Below are 18,460 nucleotides of genomic sequence, written 5' to 3'. Positions count from 1 at the left end.
GCTAACCAAAGTGCGTCAGACTTAAAGGATGTCGCGCTTCGTCATTGGTTCGGAGCAGTCACCCGAATCCCACTGACGAAAGAGGTCACCCATGAGCGCTGCCAAAAGCACTGCAGCCCCAAGCACCAGACCCGAAGATGAGCGGCTTTCCCCTGGCCGCACCATCGCCTACGGATTTCAGCATGTTCTGACCATGTACGGCGGCATCATCGCCCCTCCTTTGGTGATGGGCGGCGCCGCCGGCATGGACACCGCGCAGATGGGCGTGCTGGTTGCCAGCTGCCTGTTCATCGGCGGCCTGGCGACTTTCCTGCAGACTCTTGGCATCCCATTCTTCGGTGCGCAGCTGCCGCTGGTCCAGGGCACCTCCTTCTCCGGCGTAGCAACCATGATCGCCATCCTGAACAAGGACGGCGGCATGCAGGCCGTCTTCGGCGCGACCCTTGCCTCCGGCGCCATCGGCATCCTGCTGGTGCCGTTCTTCGCCAAGCTGCTGCGCTTCTTCCCGCCGGTGGTCACCGGCACGGTCATCACCATCATCGGCATGTCGCTCTTCCCCGTCACCGCTGACTGGGCCATGGGCGGCGCCGGGGCGGAAGACTACGGATCGCTGAAGTACATCGCCCTGGCGGCCATCACCCTGCTGATCCTCCTGGCGCTTACCAAGTCGGGCGTTCCAGCCCTGGCGCGCCTGTCGATCCTTCTCTCCATCGTGCTGGGCACCATCGTTGCCGCCTTCATGGGGTTGACCGACTTCTCCGGAGTCCTCGAAGGCGACATGTTCGCGTTCCCAACGCCGTTCGCCTTCGGCCCGCCGATCTTCAAGGTGGGCGCCATCATCTCCATGATGATCGTCATCCTGGTGACCTACACCGAAACCACCGCCGACATGTTGGCAGTGGCTGAAATTACCGGTTCCAAGGTGGACGCCCGCCGCATCGCCAACGGCCTGCGTGCAGACATGCTGTCCTCCACCGTGGCCCCGGTCTTCAACACCTTCACCCAGTCTGCCTTCGCGCAGAATGTGGGCCTGGTGGCTATTACCGGCGTGAAGAGCCGCTTCGTCGTGGCCGCGGGCGGCGGCATCCTGGTGGTCCTCGGCCTGCTGCCGGTGCTGGGACGCGTAGTCGCTTCCATCCCTGTTCCTGTTCTGGGCGGCGCCGGCATCGTCCTGTTCGGCTCCGTCGCCGCGGCAGGCATCCGCACCCTGGCCAAGGCCAAGGATGACAACATGAACATGGTCATCATCGCCACCTCGCTGGCTTTCGGCAGCATTCCTATGGTCAAGCCGGACTTCTACGACCAGTTCCCGGACTGGGTGGGAACCATCTTCCAGTCCAGCATCTCCTCGGCAACTATCATGGCCGTGCTGCTGAACATCATCTTCAACGAGTTGAGCTTCGGCAAGAAGAAGGCGATCTCCCCGCGCACCATCCACAAGTACCAGTTCGATGCGCTGTCCGACGGCGACAAGGTGGTCGACGGAAAGCTCTTCGACGGCCAGGGACTTGAGGTCCGGGTCATCGCCGAAGACCACGGCCAGGCCGGCGACAGGCCGATGCCGCCGCTGTAGCCGCAGCAAACTAGGCAAGCGAAGCCCGCCGCTTCCCCCTTTTCGGGGGAAGCGGCGGGCTTCGCTTAATGCATCTAACCGCTCACTTGGTGAACTTGGCTTCCACTACCGCATGCGGTTCACCCTGGCCAGCGGTTTCGTTTTGGACACGCAGCTGCAGGACTGACTTGTCGGCGGAGTTCGTGTAGGTGACAAAGACCGAACCGGCCCCGGCATCCTGGGCTGTGCGCTCCCAATTCGGTCCGCCCTTTGGCGCATACTGCTTCAGGGCGGAAATGACCTCAGGGGTCGCCAACTGGTTCATCCGGGCCTCGTCGCCGGCTCCCCAGGCGCGCACCAAATCATTGGCATAGTCCGTGGCATCGCTGGGAATCGGCACTGCCTGCGTGGCCGAACTGCTTGGCGCGGCAGTTGTCGGAGAGGTGGTGGATGTCGGGGAAGGGGTGGGCGTCGGAGAAGGCGTGGGTGTTGTGCTGCTCGGAGCCGGCGTTGCCGGAGTCGACATCGAGGGCGTTGGGGAAGTGGTGTTCGGCTCGGGCGAGCTATTCGAGCAGCCCGCCAGCAGCAGCGCAGCCAATCCTATGCCGCCGATGGCGGCTAGCTTTCGTGGTCTCGTGGACATGATGACCCTCCAGGGGCAAAGTCGCAGTTGAAGTTTTCGGGTGGCTCGGATCAATAGCTCATCCGCCCCAAAAATCCGCCCACGACTGATCGTCCTCCCGGTGACGGGCAGAGGCAATGCTTCTTACAGGACACATAATCGATCCACAGTTTCAATTGCGCTCCGGATGGAGAAGGCCTAGCGGAAGTCTTGCTCCAAGACTTTGATGGCGGCTTTCCATGACGTTGATGATCTGTATATATGCACTATATGGAATCTATTGTCATCAGCTGTTCCGTAACTTGGTCTGCTGGAGCGCAAAGCAGGTATTTCCCTAAAGCTGTGGCGTGGCTCACAGATTTAGTGCTAGCCTCTTCTGTGTCTAAGGCGGGCGCCCGGAAATCGGGTCGCTATCTACCTGGCGTGTACTGATGGAATCAGCAGATAAGCGATGCGTCAGCCGGGTGGAGTTCTAGACCTGCGCGGCGTGCTTATCCGAAAGCTTTGAGGAGCTACGATGCACGAAACGACAATCGGCCAAGAATATCTGGCAATGGCCGTAGAAATTGCCACCCGCAATGTCCATAATCAGGGAGGGCCCTTCGGCGCCTTGATTCTGGCACCCGACGGCCAAGTCTTTGAAGGTGTCAACCGCGTCACCGCAACCAACGACCCCACCGCCCATGCTGAGGTGGTAGCCATCCGCGCGGCGGCCACCGGCCTGGGGACCTTCAATCTCAGCGGCTGCGTGCTCTACACCAGTTGCGAACCCTGCCCCATGTGCCTTGCCTCGGCTCTCTGGGCTCGCGTTGAGCGCGTGGTCTTCGCCGCCGACCGCCATGATGCGGCGGCCGCGGGATTCGACGACGCGGTCTTCTATGAATACTTCGAGCCAGACTCTGACAAGGCCTTGATGCCGGTAGTCCGAGACGCCAGCACCAACGACATCCGCCTGCAGCCATTTGCCGCATGGGATGCGCTGGAATCCCGCACCGACTATTAGGCGGACCGGATCATGACTGCGAACCAGACGCGTGTTGGCGCCGCGCAGCTGCCGTCACAAGGACGGACTTCCCCATCACCATCCGGCCCCCGCCAGGTGCTTGATGGATTCTTCAAAATCACCGAACGCGGCTCAACACTAGCCCGCGAATTCAGGGGCGGGGTCGTCACCTTCTTTACGATGGCCTACATCGTGGTGCTCAACCCGCTGATCCTCGGCGGATTCAGCGCCGACGCCGCCCCGGTGGACGTGGTGGGAGGCTGGCTTCCCGCCGGCCACGTCGGCGCAATGACCGGCCTGACCGCAGGGGTGATGACCATCCTCTTCGGGATGATCTCCAACCTGCCTTTCGCCCTGGCCGCAGGCCTCGGCATCAACTCCTTCCTTGCGGTTTCGGTCATCCAGGATGTCACCTGGGCCGAGGCCATGGGCCTGGTGGTGATCAACGGCGTGCTGATCGTCCTGTTCGGGATGACCGGCATCCGCACGGCGATCTTCCACGCAATCCCCAAGGACCTGAAGGCGGCGATCACCGTCGGCATCGGCCTGTTCATCACCTTCATCGGGTTCGTCGACTCCGGCTTCGTCACCCGCACCCAGGGCGGGCCACCGGTCCAGCTGGGCGATGACGGATCCATCGTTTCGATCCCCACCATCCTGTTTGTGGTCGGCCTGCTGATCATGGGCGCGCTGGTGGCCCGCGGGGTGCAGGGAGCGATCCTGATCGGCATCATCGTGACCACCGCGATGGCAATGCTGGCGGAGAACATCTTCCACATCGGAGCAGCAAGCGCGGACAACCCCAACGGCTGGCACCTGAACACCCCGGTGCTCTCGGGGCAGATCGCATCGATCCCGGACCTGAGCCTGGCCGGCGAGTTCGACATCTTCGGAGCGTTCTCCCGCATCGGTATCCTTGCAGGCACCATGCTGGTCTTCACCCTGGTGTTCACGAACTTCTTCGACGCCATGGGCACCATGACTGGCCTGGCGAAGAACGCGGGGCTTGCCCGCAAAGACGGAACTTTCCCGCGGCTGAAGTCGGCCTTCGTCATTGAGGGCATGGGCGCGGTGCTCGGCGGCATGGGCTCCTCGTCCTCGAATACCGTCTACGTCGATTCGGCGGCGGGCATTGGCGAGGGCGCGCGGACCGGGCTAGCCTCGGTGGTCACCGGCGTACTGTTCCTGGGTTCCATGTTCTTCACCCCGCTGACCTCGATGGTCCCCATCGAAGTCGCGGCGGCGGCTCTGGTGCTGGTTGGAACGATGATGTGCGCGCAGATCCGGGAGATCAACTTCAAGAAGTTCTCCAGCGCTATGCCGGCGTTCCTGACGCTGATCACCATGCCGCTGACCTATTCGATCGCCAATGGCATCGGGGCTGGCTTCATCGCCTGGGTCTTCGTCAACACTGCCGCCGGTCGGGCGCGCAAGATCCACCCGCTGATGTGGGTGGTTGCCATTGGGTTCCTGGTCTACTTTGCCCGCGGACCCATCACGCTCATGCTGAGCTGACCGGTTCACAGTCGGGCCGCAACGGCCCCAAATATGATACAGTTCACATTCGATTCGGTTGTTGCAACCGGGATTCACAACCTTCATGGAGGACCCAAAATGGGTGGATTCGAAGTTTGGGCCAAAGGACAGATCGCCCACGGAGAATAGGGGCCGCTAGGCCCATGGGCCAACGCACAGCCCGCGCCGTGGCGCGCGCGGCGCGGGCAACCATTCTTCTTTTTCATCCATTCAACATGCACCCGTATTTCTCGGGTGTAGGAGGTACGAGGCCATGAGCGCCCCGGAAACAACTGAAACCCGGTGTGTCATCACCGTCAACGGCAAAGCCGTTGAATTCACTTCATCCCCGCATACCAATGCACTTGATTTTCTGCGCGGAACGGGGCTCATCGCCAGCAAGGAAGGCTGCGCCGAAGGCGAATGCGGCGCCTGCTCAATCCTCGTAGCCCGCCCCGACGGCGAAGAAGGTTCGCGCTGGACCGCCCTGAACGCCTGCCTGCTGCCAGCCGCCGCGCTGGACGGCCAGGAAGTCGTCACCGCTGAAGGCCTGGGCGGCGAAGCAGACCTGCACCCCGTCCAAGAAGCCATGGCATCCGCCGGCGGCTCGCAGTGCGGCTACTGCACCCCGGGCTTCGTCTGCTCCATGGCCGCCGAATACTACCGCCCGGAACGCGGAGAGGACCAGCCGCACGAGGACGGGCACCAGTGCGGCCCCAACGGCTTCGACCTGCATTCGCTCTCCGGCAACCTCTGCCGCTGCACCGGCTACCGCCCAATCAAGGACGCCGCCTACTCGCTGGGCAGCCCCACCCAGCTCGACGAACTGGCCGAACGCCGCGAACACCCGGCCCCGGCACCCGCCGCCACCGACCTGCACCGCGCTGACACCCCCGACGGAAAGCTGGGCCGCTACCGCCGCCCGGCCAGCCTGCAGCAGGCGTTGGAAATCCTCGCCGAAGAACCGGAGGCGCAGCTGCTGGCCGGCGGCACCGACTGGGGCGTAGAGGTCAACATCAAGGGCGCCCGTGCCCGCAACCTGATCGCCATCGACCGGCTCGAAGAGCTGCGCCAGATCAGCTTCACCGACGACTACGCCACCCTGGGCGCCGCCTGCACGCTGAGCGAACTTGAACGGCAGCTGGCCGGGCGCATCCCGCTGCTGGGGCAGCTGTTCCCGCAGTTCGCCTCGCGGCTGATCCGCAACGGCGCCACCATCGGCGGCAACCTGGGCACCGGATCCCCAATTGGCGACACCCCGCCGGCGCTGCTCGCGCTGGAGGCGGAACTCGTGCTCAGCTCGCTGGAAGGCGAACGCGTGGTGCCGCTGCGCGACTACTTCACCGGCTACCGCCAAACCGTGCGCAAGCTAGGGGAGCTGATCAGCGCCGTCCGCATCCCGCTGCCGCTGGCGCCGCTGACCAGCTTCCAGAAGATCGCCAAGCGCCGCTTCGACGACATCTCCTCGGTGGCCATCGGCTATGCGGTGCAGGTGGAGGACGGCATCATCACCCGTGCCAGCATCGGGCTGGGCGGCGTGGCCGCCACCCCGCTGCGCGCCAGCGCCACCGAGGCAACCCTGGTGGGCAAGGCCTGGACCCTGGAAACCATCCGCGCCGCGGCCTCCGTCATGGCCGCCGAAGGCACCCCAATGGACGACCACCGCGCCAGCGCGCGCTACCGCAGCGCCATGCTGGGGTCTTCGCTTGAAAGATTCTTCGCCATGCACTTGAAGGAGGCGCGCTAGCAATGAGCCAGCTTTCACAACGCCCTGATTCGCCGATCGTCGGCGAATGGCACCCGCACGAATCCGCCAAGGCCCATGTCACCGGCGGCGCCTACTACACCGACGACCTGGTGCACCGGTTCACCGGGGTGCTGCATGCCTTCCCGGTGCAGTCGACCACCGCCCATGCGAAGCTGCTGGACGTGGATGCCTCCGGCGCGTTCGCGGTTCCCGGAGTCGTGGAGGTCATCACCGCCAAGGACATTCCTGGAGTGAACGATCAGGGCGCCAAGCACGACGAGCCGATGCTGCCGGTGGACGAGATCATGTTCTACGGCCAGCCCATCGCCTGGGTCCTGGGCGAGAGCTTGGAAGCCGCGAAGGCCGGCGCCGCCGCAGTGGCAGTCGAGGTCGAGGAACTGGAATCGCTGGTCACCATTAAGGACGCGATCGCCGCGGGCAGCTACCACGGCATCGCCCCGACCATCGACAAGGGCGACATCGACGCCGCCTTCGCGGATGCCGCCCATGTGTTCGAGGGGGAGTTCGAGTTCGGCGGGCAGGAGCACTTCTATCTGGAAACCCAGGCCTCGCTGGCCTATGTGGATGAGGGCGGGCAGATCATGATCCATGCCTCTACCCAGCACCCCACCGAAACCCAGGACATCGTCTCCCACGTGCTGGGCATCGACGCGAACAACATCACCGTGCAGGTCATCCGCATGGGCGGAGCTTTTGGCGGCAAGGAGATGCAGCCGCACGGCTACGCTGCGGTGGCAGCCCTGGGAGCGTTGAAGACCGGTCGTCCGGTGCGCGTGCGCCTGGACCGCACCCGCGACATCACGATGACCGGCAAGCGCCACGGCTTCAACGCCACCTGGAAGATCGGGTTCACCGCCGAGGGCAAGATCCTTGCGCTGGATGCCACCCTGGTGGCCGACGGCGGGTGGAGTCTTGACCTCTCCGAGCCGGTGCTTACCCGCGCCCTGTGCCATATCGACAACTCCTACTGGATCCCCAACATCCGGGTCCATGGGCGCGTTGCCAAATGCCACAAGACCTCGCAGACAGCCTTCCGCGGCTTCGGCGGCCCCCAGGGCATGCTGGTCATGGAGGACATCCTGGGACGCGTGGCCCCGAAGATGGGCTTGAGCCCGCGGGAGCTGCGGGCCAAGAACTTCTATGAAGAGGGCCAGGACACCCCCTACTACCAGCCGGTGCGCCACCCGGACCGCATCCGCGCCGCCTGGGAGCAGGCCCTGCAGGATGCGGACATAGCTCGCCGTGAGGCCGAGATTGCCGAATTCAACGCGAACAATGAGCACAGTAAGCGTGCGTTGGCGTTGACCCCGGTCAAGTTCGGCATCTCCTTCAACCTCACGGCGTTTAACCAGGGCGGCGCGCTGGTGCTGGTCTACAAGGACGGCTCGGTGCACGTCACCCACGGCGGCACCGAAATGGGCCAGGGCCTGCACACCAAGATGATGCAGGTTGCAGCCACGGCCTTGGGCGTACAGCTGTCCAGCGTGCGGATCGCCCCGACCCGCACCGACAAGGTGCCGAACACCTCCGCCACCGCCGCGAGCTCCGGCAGCGACCTGAACGGCGGCGCCATCAAGGATGCCTGCGAGCAGATCCAGGCGCGGCTGGCCCAAGTGGCCGCCGGAATGCTCGGGGTGCCGGCCCACGAGGTGCGCTTCAGCCGCGGAGTGGTCAGCGGGCTGGGCGCCGGGAAGACCGTGAGCTGGGAAGAAGTGGTGCGCACCGCCTACTTCCAGCGCGTGCAGCTGTCGGCCGCCGGCTTCTACCGCACAGAAGGCCTGCACTGGGACCTGAGCACCATGACGGGATCCCCGTTCAAGTACTTCGCCTATGGCGTGGCCGCCAGCGAGGTGGAGGTCAGCCGCTTTGACGGATCCTATGCGCTGCGCCGCGTGGACATCGTCCACGACGTGGGAGATTCGCTCTCCCCGCTGATCGATCTGGGCCAGATCGAGGGCGGGTTCGTCCAGGGCGCCGGCTGGATGACCCTGGAGGATCTGCGCTGGGACAGCAGCGACCGCCCGACCCGCGGACGCCTGGCCACCCAGGCGGCCAGCACCTATAAGATTCCGAGTTTCTCCGAAATGCCGGAGATATTCAATGTGTCCCTACTGGAAAAGGCGCATGAAGAAGGCGCGGTCTACGGCTCCAAGGCCGTGGGCGAGCCTCCCTTGATGCTGGCTTTCTCGGTACGCGAAGCCCTGCGCCAAGCAGCTGCCAGCTTTGGCCCTGCAGGGCATAGCGTGGACCTTGCCTCCCCGGCAACGCCGGAGGCAATGTTCTGGGCCATTGAAGCCGCCCGTTCGGCGGTTGTGGACCACGCTCAGTCATGAGCTGGTTGGATGAGCTGCTGCGCTTGCGCGCGGCAGGTTTGCCATCCGTGATGGTCACGGTGAGCGCGGTGCGCGGACACGCACCGCGCGAAGCCGGGGCCAAAATGGTGGTCAGCGAAGAATCGGTGAGCCACACCATCGGCGGCGGCAACTTGGAGATGGTGGCCATTGAGCGCGCCCGGCAGATGCTGCGCGAAGGAGCAGTTAAGCCGGAGGTTTTGAGCCTGAGGCTCAACGACAAGGAACGCAGCCGCTATGGGCGGCAATGCTGCGGAGGAGAGGTGAGCATATTGCTTGAGCCGATGCCGGCGCCGCCGGTAGTAGCGATCTTCGGCATGGGGCATGTAGGCCAGGAGCTTGCACGCATCCTCGCCCGGCAGGACATTGAACTCTACGTCAGCGATTCGCGTCCCGAACAGATCGAATCCCTGGACTTCCTGCAGCCGGCCCAGGCGCGGATCCATCCGGTGCCAGCCCTGCTGGGGGAGGAGCTGATCGGCACGCTCCCGGCCGGGGCGCATGTGCTGGTCATGACCCACGACCATTCCGAAGACTTCCACCTGTGCGACGCGGCGCTGGGCCGCGAGGACTTGGGCTCCATCGGGCTGATCGGCTCCAGCGCCAAATGGCGGCGCTTTGAGAAGAACCTGTCTGCCATGGGCCACGCGCCGGAATCGGTGGCGCGGATCAACTGCCCGATCGGCATTCCGGAACTCGGCGGAAAGCACCCGGCGACCATCGCCGTCAGCGTCGCCGCGCAGCTGCTTCAGCAGTTCAGCGTGAAGGCCGCAGCCCGAGAGGCCAATGCCGGACAGGCAGCAGTGTCCTAACCGGTTGCGCCAACAGAAATGGCCGCTGCCGCATCCCCGATGGGGAAAGCGGCAGCGGCCATTGGCGTGCTGAGCTTAGTGCTGGTTGCCGTTGTTGAAGTGGTAGCCGCCCTGGCCGTTGTTGCCCTGGCCGTTGGCGCCTGGACCCTTGGCATCGGTGCCCGGCTCAACGTGGTTGGTCTTGGTGTGCACGATGTCGTAGTAGACGCTGGTGTCTGCAGCGTTAGGGAACACGCGGTAGGTGAACACGTTCTTGGTCAGCTCGGTGATCGGGACAACGCGCTGGAACAGGACGGCGCCTGCATCGTTCTTGGCGTTGATCCAGCGCTCGGTGCCCTCGGCGTTCACGGTCCAGTCGCCCTTGAGCTTCGGGCTGTTGTCCAGGTTGTACATGGTGTAGCTGCCGTCGGCCTTGAAGTAGGCCCAGCCGACGAAGCTTGCAACGGCCGGGTTGTCCAGGGCAACGCGGTTGCCGTCCTGGTCGACAGCGCTGGTGGTCTTCCAAGCGGTAGATGCCAGGGTCTGCGAAGGAGTCATGGTCTTCCACGCTGCTGCGGTGGTGGAAACGAAGCCGTCCTGGGCAGGAGCTGCATTGGCAGGGGCGGCGGCGAAGGCCGCGCCGGCTGCGACGGCAACTGCAACGGTGGACATGGCAACACGGCGGGAAACTGAGGAAATGTTCATGCCTTCAAATCTACGGATCGCCAAAACAGCACGCATCATCCGTTTGGCTATACCTTCGGTGGCTTGTCGGCTGAAGGCGGGTGATGCCCTGCCCGTGCTGAGTGTTTCAGCTGCGGGCAGGGCGTGCGGCTACTTGCCCTTGTCGCCGCCGACCATGGTGATCGGCTGGACTCCGCCGCCCGGGAAGCAGCCGATCGGGCTTTGGCCCGATTCGGCGACAATGTCCAGGCACTTGGACGTCAGGGTTTCCTGGGTGATGGAGCGTTCGAGGATCTTGTTGGCCTCGGCTTCCGCGGTGCTGGTCTGCTTGCGCTGCTGGGCTACACGGGTCTTCGCGGCCTCGGCCTGCAGCTCGTTGATGCGGTTCTGGGTCGGCTCGTCGAAGTTGATGATCGGCAGGGTGACCGAGCGGATGTCGATCTGGGTGCCGACCTTCTCCTGCATCTTGGTCTGCACCGACTTCGACAGTCCTGCCAGGTCCTGGCCGCCCTTGGCCGGGTCGTTGTAGGTCAGCGGATCATATTCGGACATGACCTCGTTCAGCGCCGCGCGGAAGTTGCGGTCCACCAGGTTGGACTGGATGCCGTCGAAGGTGCGGTAGTCCAGGAACACCGACATGGCGTCGTCGGTTTTCAGCTGCCACTGGATGGAAGCGTCGACGTTGGCCTTGCCGTTGTTGCCCAGGCGCACGGGGATGGCGCTGTCATTGGAGTACACGTCGTTCTGCACCGAACCGTCGAGCTTCTCCACGGTTTCCCATGGGGCCTTCAGGTGGAATCCGTTGCCGACCACAGCGGTCGGCTTGCCCAGGGCAATCTTCACTCCCACGGTGCGCGGCTGGACGATGGTAGTTGATGCAAAACCGAGGACGACCAGCGAGAAGGCCAGAATGCCGAACGCGCTGAGCTTCAGCCCCTTCTTTTCCCTGCCTGGCTTGCTGCCCGAGGCTGCAAGGAACAGGAAGATCGAGATCAGGATTCCAATGCCGACAAGTACTGTAAGAAACATGTCCTTCTTCCGTTTGTGATGATTACTTAAAGTCTAAACGGTGTAATTTCAAAGCACTAAACGGAGTCGGCAGATGAACTTGCGGGTACAGCAAAGGCCGCGGGTGAACCCGCGGCCTTTGCCCGATGGAGCTTACTTCAGGTGGTCTACCAGCTGCGAAGCGATGCCGTTGTAGGTGCCTGGGGTCAGCGACTGCAGGCGTGCCTCGGCCTCTGCCGACAGGCCGAGCTCACCGACGAATTCCTTCAGGCGGGCCGCATCCACGCGGTGGCCGCGGGTCAGGTCCTTCAGGCGCTCGTAAGGGTTGTCCATGCCTTCGACGCCGGCGATGGCCTCGGCGCGCATGACCATCTGGATGGCCTCGGCGAGAACCTCCCAGTTGTGGTCCAGGTCGTCGGCCAGAACTGCCTCGGCGACGTCCAGACGGTCCAGGCCCTTGGCGACGTTGGAGATCGCCAGCAGCGAGTGGCCGATGGCGGTGCCGATGTTGCGCTGCGAGGAGGAGTCGGTCAGGTCGCGCTGCCAGCGGCTGGTGACCAGGGTGGAGCCCAGGGTGTCCAGCAGGCCGTTGGAGATTTCCAGGTTGGCTTCTGCATTCTCGAAGCGGATCGGGTTGACCTTGTGCGGCATGGTCGAAGAGCCGGTGGCGCCGGCCACTGGGATCTGTGCGAAGTAGCCGATGGAGATGTAGCTCCAGACATCGGTGCACAGGTTGTGCAGAATGCGGTTGAAGCGTGCGATGTCTGCGTAGACCTCTGCCTGCCAGTCGTGGGATTCGATCTGGGTGGTCAGCGGGTTCCAGGTCAGGCCAAGGTGCTCGACGAAGGACTTGGAGACCTGCTGCCAGTCGGCGGTTGGCACCGAAGCGTAGTGGGCGGCGTAGGTGCCGGTGGCGCCGTTGATCTTGCCCAGGTACTCGGTCTTCTCGATGCGGTTCAGCTGGCGGGTCAGGCGCCATGCAAGAACTGCCAGTTCCTTGCCCAGGGTGGTTGGGGTCGCCGGCTGGCCGTGGGTGCGCGAGAGCATCGGCACGTCGCGGGAATCCTCGGCCATCTTGGTCAGCTGGGCAACCAGGTCGCGGGCCGCCGGCAGCCATACCTGCTGCACGCCGCCCTGCACGCCCAGTGCGTAGGAGAGGTTGTTGATGTCTTCGGAGGTGCAGCCGAAGTGGACCAGCGGCTTGAGGTGGCCCAGGCCGATTGGCTCAAGGCGGTTGGCAATGTAGTACTCCACTGCCTTCACGTCGTGAACGGTCACTGCTTCGATCTCTGCCAGTTCCTTCACGGAATCTGCGTTGAAGTCGGTGACGATCTTTCGCAGGGCGGCCTTCTGTTCATCGGTGAACGGGGAGGTGCCCGGCAGTACGGAGTTATCGGTCAGGTGGATCAGCCATTCAACTTCAACGTGAATGCGATCGCGGTTCAAAGCCGCCTCGGACAGGTAGTCGACCAGCGGAGCCACGGCGGCGCGGTAGCGTCCGTCGAGGGCAGTCAAAGCCAGTGGTTCATTAGCAAGGGAAGTGCGCGCAATCTCAGCCATGGCACTATTCTTTCATCCCTTTTGCCCACATCACACTTTTTACGTCCCCGGCCCATCCACAATCGGTCCCCAATCTGCATCGGCAGCGGCTGGCGGCCAGCATTCTGAAGACCTACCGGCATCTTGCCGATGCTCGAACGGCACACAACAAAGGGGCAGTCATGATGTTTCAGGCAACACTGGATTCGGTGGCATTCCAGCTCTCGGATACGAAGAAGACGACGCGATTCGCCATTGGCCAGCTGGCCCAGATCAGCGGGTTGACTTGGAGGTCTGAGGCGGGCCAGGCGTTCAGTGCCCAGGTGGGGGAGCTGAGTGGACGCCTTGAGGCACTTGTCGGCGTCCTGCTGGACGCGGAGTCCTATCTTTCCCTGGCCCGCAATGAGATCTATGCGCTGGAATCCAAGATCAATGCCGAGCGAATGGCTGGGTAGCCATGGGATATGACGTCAATTACAACTCGGCTGATTACGCGGATGCCCAGGGAATCTGCCAGCAGGTCTATGCCCAGCTCCAAGAGGTCGAATCGAGCCTGCTGCGCGCCGCCGTCCAGTCCGACCAATGCCAGAACGACGTGGCTATGCAAAGTTCCGCAGCGGGGCTGTCCGCCCGCAGCTACTTTGCGGCTCAGCTGGCAGGCTGCCTGCGCCGGGGCTACCAGCATGCGGCCGAGTCGGTGATTGAGGCCAGAAGACTGGCCGAAAGGGTTGCCGCGGCAATAGAGAACTACGAGTATTCCGAAGCCTTGATCCAGAAAATGGTGCTGGCCGAATCATGGAAAGAAATCGGTGAAGATTTCTTCACCCAGAGCATGAACAATGCCAACAGGCCTCCGACCGAAACTATGCAGTCGCTGCTGCGGATGCTCATGGTGCTCAATCCGTGGAATATCGTGGGCACCGACAGCAACCCGCAGGAGCTGGTCACCGAAACCACCCGCGAGCTGACCGGAATGATCGAGTCCGCCGGGCCGCAGCGCAGCATTGAGCTGACGCGGATCCAGGAGCAGGAAAGCATTGAAATCGACGGCACGCTGGACAGCTATACGCAGCTTCACCGCCTGCTGAATGACGGCGGAGAAAACGAGCACAGCAAGTTCATCGTCGCGCAGGTGGACCCGAACAAGTACATTGTGATCATTCCCGGCACCCAGGATGGTTTGGGTGGCCCCAACCCCTTTGACACCATGGGCATCGTCGACGCCTTTGGCCGCGACTCGGAAAACTACGTCGGCCCGATCTCCGATGCCTTGGAATACTCGGGCGCCGGCCCCGACGACGAGGTGATTGTCACCGGGTACTCGCAGGGCGGGATCCATGCCGCCAATCTGCTCAAAAACCGGTTGATGCGCAAGAAGTTCAAAATGACCAAGGCCATCACCTTCGGCTCGCCAATCGGCGGCATCGATCTTCCCGAGGAAGTCAGGACCCTGTCCCTGGAAGACAAGAAGGATATGGTTCCCGGAACCGATGGCCGCGGCAACAAGGTCACGGAGCGCCAGATGACCGTCAGCTTCGATGGCCCGCGCAGGCAGATCATGGACCAGCTGCCCCAGGACGGCATCTTTGGCGCACCGCATTCATTGACCAACTACGAAGACCATGTGCGCGAGCTGCAGCAGGAGCCGACGCCGGAAATCAGGCAGCAGCTCTCGGAGTTCACGCTGCCCACCGGCCCGCTGGCGTTTCGGCGCTTCACCATCGAGCGCAGGGCCGAGCGCAAGCCGAAGGGCAAAGAAAAGCGGCGGGAGGATCTGGATCATCAGATCGCCCCGCCGCACTAGCGGCAATGCCTATCGGTTGTCGCGGTCGACGAAGAGGCCGAGCAGCGCGGAAACGATGGAGATGATGATCGTTCCGACGATGGCATCCCACCAGAAGTGGTCGATGGTCATCGTTGCCGGGGTGAACTGGGTGATCCACGCGGTGAGCATCAGCATCAGCGCGTTGATGACAATGGTGAACAGCCCCAGGGTCAGGCAGGTGATCGGCAGCGAGAGGATCTTGACCACTGGGCGGACCAGCGCGTTGACGAAGCCGAAGATCAGGCCGACGACCAAATAGGAGATGATCAGTCCGACGGTGTCATTGCCCACAGCATCAATGTGGATGCCGGGTACAATCCAGACCGCGGCGGCAAGGGCCAAGGCATTGACAACGACTCGAAGTAGGAAGCTCATAGGGACACTTTCGCACAGAAATCTGAGCCGATGTTGAAAGCACGCTGGGTGCGTTCGGGGCTACGCTTTGATGTATGACTGAGAACCCTGTGACCCAAGACCAGGTGCAGCCACGTCCCATCGTTGCACGCCTGCCAAAGTATGCCGCCGGAAAGCCTCCGGTCCAGATCGACGGACTGACCGCTTATAAGTTGTCCTCGAATGAAAATCCCTTTGGACCGCTGCCTCAAGTTCACCAGGCAGTCATCGATCAGAGCGCGCTGAACCGCTACCCTGATTCGCTGTCGACCAAGCTGCGCGAAGCGCTGGCCGGCTACCTGGATGTTCCGGCGGAGGACATTGTCACCGGCGCCGGCTCCCTCGGCGCGCTGGTGCAGATCCTGAACACCTTTGCCGGCCAGAATGAAGACGGTGTCCAGGATGAAGTGATCTTCGCCTGGCGTTCATTCGAGGCCTACCCGATCCTGGTGCAGACCGCTGGAGCGCTGCCGGTGCAGATTCCGCTGCTGGAAGACGGCCGCCACGATCTTGAAGCCATGATCGAGGCAATCAACGAGAACACCTCGGTGATCTTGCTGTGCACCCCCAACAACCCGACCGGCCCCATCCTCACCCAGGAGGAGGTCGACGACTTCATCGCACGCGTTCCGCGCAATGTGCTGATCGTCCTTGACGAGGCCTACATCGAATTCGTCCGCGACGAGCGTTCGGTCAACGGCGTGGAAACCTACAAGGCGAACCCGAACGTGATCCTGCTGCGCACCTTCTCCAAGGCCCACGGCCTGGCCAACCTCCGGGTGGGCTACTCGGTGGCGCATCCGGAAATCACCGACAACCTGCGCATCATGGCCACCCCATTTGCCGTGTCCACCGTGGCGCAGGATGCCGCGGTGGCATCGCTGGCGCATATGGACGAGGTGCTGGCGCGCGTGGATTCGCTGGTTGCCGAGCGCGAGCGCGTGGTGGTAGCCCTGGCTGAACAGGGCTGGAAGATCCCTGCGACCCAGGCGAACTTCGTCTGGCTGCCGCTGGGAGAGAAGACCGCAGACTTCGTTGAACGGGCTGAACAGCGTGCGCTGTCGGTGCGCGGATTCGCCGGTGAAGGTGTGCGCGTTTCCATCGGCGAGGTCGAAGCCAACGACCGCTTCATTGCGCTGTGCAGCGAATCACTTGATTTGGCGCAAGGCTAAACAAGGCGGTTTTCTCGCGTTTTAACAGGCAAACACTATAGGCTTGGAAACTGGACAAGCCGCTATATGTCCCATGCGGAATGTATTCCGTGTGGGGCATATTTATGACCAAAGGATGATTTATGACGCGTGCTGTGACCGAGGAGGACCTGGTTCAGATCCTGACGCCGGATGGACAGCGGCTGGCTCATGACATCTACGACGCCTACCTGGCCGACGTTGATGCGGATATGCTGCGCAGCTTCTACCGCGACATGGCGCTGACCCGCCGCTTCGACCAGGAGGCCACCGCCCTGCAGCGCCAGGGACAGCTGTGCCTCTGGGTTCCGGTGCGCGGCCAGGAAGCGGCACAGATCGGTTCGGGGCGTGCCACACGTCCGAGCGACTACATCTTCCCGACCTACCGCGAGCACGGCGTCGCCCTGACCCGCGAGGTCTCCTTCTCCGAGATGCTGCGCCTCTTCCGCGGCATCTCCGGCGGCGGCTGGGATCCGCGGGAAAACAACTTCCACATGTACACCATGGTGCTCGCCGCCCAGTTGCCGCATGCGGCAGGCTACGGCATGGCGCTGAACCTGGAGCAGCACGGCTGGGACGAAGCCAAGCGCGCTGCCGAGGGCGGGGCAGTGGTTGCCTACTTCGGCGACGGCTCGTCCACCGAGGGCGAAGCCCACGAATCGATGGTCTTCGCCAACTCCTTCGACGCACCGGTGGTCTACTTCTGCCAGAACAACCAGTGGGCCATCTCGGTTCCCTTCGAGGTCCAGTCGAAGGTGCCGCTGGTTCAGCGCGCCGCCGGCTACGGCATGCCGGGCATCCGCGTGGACGGCAACGACGTGCTTGCCGTGCTGGCAGTGACCCGCTGGGCGCTGGAGCATGCGCGCAGCGGCAAGGGTCCGGTCTTCATCGAAGCGGTGACCTACCGGCTCGGCGCCCACACCACGGCGGACGACCCCACCAAATACCGCTTGAGCGAAGAGGAAAAGGCCTGGGCTCCCAAGGATCCGCTGATCCGCCTCGAAACCTACCTGCGCGAAAACAAGCTGGTGGACGACGAATTCTTCGAGCAGCTGGCGGTAGATGCCGACGCCATGGCGGCCAAGGTCCGCGAAGATGCCATGGCCTTCCCGGTCCCGCCGCTGGCCAAGTCCTTCGAACAGGTCTACGCCCAGGCCCACCCGCTGATCCAGGAAGAACTGGACTGGCATCTTCAGTACGAAGCAGGATTCGCCGATGCGGCGCAGGGAGAGCACTAAATGACCACCACCATGACTCTGGCCAAGGCCATCACCGCGGGCCTGGACAAGGTCCTTGAAGGCAATGACAAGGCCATCTTGATGGGCGAAGACATCGGCAAGCTCGGCGGCGTCTACCGCATCACCGAAGGCCTGCAGGCAAAGTACGGCGCCCACCGCGTGATCGACTCGCCGCTGGGCGAGGCGGGCATCGTCGGCTCCGCCGTGGGCATGGCGCTGCGCGGCCACAGCCCGCTGGTGGAAATCCAGTTCGACGGCTTCGTCTTCCCAGCCTTCAGCCAGATCACCACCCAGCTGGCCAAGATGCACGCACGCTCCGAGGGCCGATTGACCACCCCAGTGGTCATCCGCATCCCCTACGGCGGCGGCATCGGCTCCATTGAGCACCACTCGGAATCCCCGGAAGCACTGTTCGTGCACACCGCGGGTCTGCGCGTGATCACCCCCTCCAACGCAAACGACGCCTACTGGATGATCCAGCAGGCCGCCGCCTGCCCGGACCCGGTGATCTACTTTGAGCCTAAGCGCCGCTACTGGCTCAAGGGCGAGGTGGACACCGAGACCCCGGCACTTGACGCCTTTAAGGCGCAGGTGGTGCGCAGCGGAGACGACGCGACCATCGTCGCCTACGGCCCGCTGGTGCCCGTCGCCCTGGCGGCCGCCGAGGCGGCGCTGGAAGACGGGCGCTCCATCGAAGTCATCGACCTGCGCTCGCTTTCGCCCATCGACTTCGACACCATCACCGAGTCGGTGCAGAAGACCGGACGGCTGATCGTGACCCACGAGGCCCCGACCTTCGGCGGCCTGGGCGGAGAGATCGCAGCCCGGGTGACCGAGCGCGCCTTCCTGTCCCTGGAAGCCCCGGTGCTGCGCGTGGGCGGTTTCCACATGCCGTACCCGATCTCCAAGGTCGAATCCCAGTACCTGCCGGATATCGACAAGCTGCTTGAAGCCCTCGACCGTTCCTTCGCCTACTAGGAG

The 18,460-nt window shown here is 63.4% G+C and carries 16 protein-coding genes; 11 read left to right on the top strand and 5 right to left on the bottom strand.

Features of this window, described 5'->3' with window-relative positions; translation table 11 throughout:
• Positions 1–91 precede the first annotated feature (91 nt).
• Positions 92–1,573, top strand: a complete 1,482-nt coding sequence (locus tag AUR04nite_RS02040) for a nucleobase:cation symporter-2 family protein (RefSeq protein WP_141361445.1) — start codon at positions 92–94, stop codon at positions 1,571–1,573.
• An 82-nt stretch (positions 1,574–1,655) separates the two neighbouring features.
• Here the strand turns inward: AUR04nite_RS02040 and AUR04nite_RS02035 are convergent, their stop codons facing one another.
• A complete protein-coding gene (locus AUR04nite_RS02035; protein ID WP_141361443.1) occupies positions 1,656–2,195 on the bottom strand; it encodes a hypothetical protein in 540 nt (179 codons plus the stop codon).
• 496 nt (positions 2,196–2,691) lie between these two features.
• On the opposite strand from AUR04nite_RS02035, the gene AUR04nite_RS02030 reads away from it, so the two are divergent.
• The 5 genes from AUR04nite_RS02030 (at position 2,692) to xdhC (ending at position 9,623) form a co-directional block, all read left to right on the top strand.
• Positions 2,692–3,177, top strand: a complete 486-nt coding sequence (locus AUR04nite_RS02030) for a nucleoside deaminase (protein ID WP_141361441.1) — start codon at positions 2,692–2,694, stop codon at positions 3,175–3,177.
• Between the two features lie 12 nt (positions 3,178–3,189).
• Positions 3,190–4,692: an NCS2 family permease gene (locus tag AUR04nite_RS02025; RefSeq protein ID WP_141361439.1), complete on the top strand. Its 1,503-nt coding sequence runs from the start codon at positions 3,190–3,192 to the stop codon at positions 4,690–4,692.
• A 274-nt stretch (positions 4,693–4,966) separates the two neighbouring features.
• Positions 4,967–6,439 (top strand): xanthine dehydrogenase small subunit, encoded by a 1,473-nt coding sequence (locus tag AUR04nite_RS02020; RefSeq protein WP_141361437.1) that lies wholly within the window; start codon positions 4,967–4,969, stop codon positions 6,437–6,439.
• Positions 6,440–6,441: 2 nt separating this feature from the next.
• The gene (gene xdhB, locus AUR04nite_RS02015) at positions 6,442–8,793 is read left to right on the top strand and encodes a xanthine dehydrogenase molybdopterin binding subunit (protein WP_141361435.1); all 2,352 of its coding nucleotides are present in this window, start codon (positions 6,442–6,444) and stop codon (positions 8,791–8,793) included.
• Positions 8,790–9,623, top strand: coding sequence for a xanthine dehydrogenase accessory protein XdhC (xdhC, locus tag AUR04nite_RS02010; RefSeq protein ID WP_141361433.1), 834 nt, complete (start codon positions 8,790–8,792; stop codon positions 9,621–9,623). Before xdhB ends, xdhC begins: the two co-directional genes overlap by 4 nt.
• A 75-nt stretch (positions 9,624–9,698) precedes the next feature.
• Here xdhC and AUR04nite_RS02005 read toward each other — a convergent pair whose 3' ends face one another.
• The 3 genes from AUR04nite_RS02005 to purB all read right to left on the bottom strand — a co-directional run bounded on the left by AUR04nite_RS02005 (position 9,699) and on the right by purB (position 12,854).
• Positions 9,699–10,307, bottom strand: coding sequence for a DUF4822 domain-containing protein (locus AUR04nite_RS02005; RefSeq protein WP_218024613.1), 609 nt, complete (start codon positions 10,305–10,307; stop codon positions 9,699–9,701).
• A 129-nt stretch (positions 10,308–10,436) separates the two neighbouring features.
• Positions 10,437–11,315: an SPFH domain-containing protein gene (locus tag AUR04nite_RS02000; protein WP_141361431.1), complete on the bottom strand. Its 879-nt coding sequence runs from the start codon at positions 11,313–11,315 to the stop codon at positions 10,437–10,439.
• Between the two features lie 132 nt (positions 11,316–11,447).
• Entirely contained in the window at positions 11,448–12,854 is a 1,407-nt protein-coding gene (gene purB, locus AUR04nite_RS01995) for an adenylosuccinate lyase (protein ID WP_141361429.1), read from the bottom strand.
• A gap of 161 nt (positions 12,855–13,015) precedes the next feature.
• On the opposite strand from purB, the gene AUR04nite_RS01990 reads away from it, so the two are divergent.
• Both AUR04nite_RS01990 and AUR04nite_RS01985 read left to right on the top strand, forming a co-directional pair.
• On the top strand, positions 13,016–13,288 hold the full coding sequence (locus AUR04nite_RS01990; RefSeq protein ID WP_141361427.1) for a hypothetical protein: 273 nt from the start codon (positions 13,016–13,018) through the stop codon (positions 13,286–13,288).
• Between the two features lie 2 nt (positions 13,289–13,290).
• Positions 13,291–14,637 carry an alpha/beta hydrolase family protein gene (locus AUR04nite_RS01985; RefSeq protein ID WP_141361425.1) on the top strand — a complete coding sequence of 449 codons (1,347 nt, stop codon included), beginning with the start codon at positions 13,291–13,293 and terminating at the stop codon, positions 14,635–14,637.
• A 9-nt stretch (positions 14,638–14,646) separates the two neighbouring features.
• Here the strand turns inward: AUR04nite_RS01985 and AUR04nite_RS01980 are convergent, their stop codons facing one another.
• Complete coding sequence (locus tag AUR04nite_RS01980; protein ID WP_141361423.1) at positions 14,647–15,033, bottom strand: phage holin family protein; 387 nt, start codon at positions 15,031–15,033, stop codon at positions 14,647–14,649.
• A gap of 74 nt (positions 15,034–15,107) precedes the next feature.
• Here AUR04nite_RS01980 and AUR04nite_RS01975 point away from each other — a divergent pair, with 74 nt between their 5' ends.
• From AUR04nite_RS01975 to AUR04nite_RS01965, 3 genes are all read left to right on the top strand, one after another.
• Positions 15,108–16,223, top strand: coding sequence for a histidinol-phosphate transaminase (locus tag AUR04nite_RS01975; protein WP_141361421.1), 1,116 nt, complete (start codon positions 15,108–15,110; stop codon positions 16,221–16,223).
• Positions 16,224–16,345: 122 nt separating this feature from the next.
• Positions 16,346–17,479 carry a pyruvate dehydrogenase (acetyl-transferring) E1 component subunit alpha gene (gene pdhA, locus AUR04nite_RS01970; protein ID WP_141361419.1) on the top strand — a complete coding sequence of 378 codons (1,134 nt, stop codon included), beginning with the start codon at positions 16,346–16,348 and terminating at the stop codon, positions 17,477–17,479.
• Entirely contained in the window at positions 17,480–18,457 is a 978-nt protein-coding gene (locus tag AUR04nite_RS01965) for an alpha-ketoacid dehydrogenase subunit beta (RefSeq protein ID WP_141361417.1), read from the top strand.
• Positions 18,458–18,460 lie beyond the last annotated feature (3 nt).

The sequence above is a fragment of the Glutamicibacter uratoxydans genome, assembly GCF_006539925.1.
GTDB classification, from domain to species: Bacteria; Actinomycetota; Actinomycetes; order Actinomycetales; family Micrococcaceae; genus Glutamicibacter; species Glutamicibacter uratoxydans.
The sequence above is the reverse complement of the archived record's forward strand: the minus strand, read 5'-3'. Positions and strand labels throughout refer to the sequence as shown.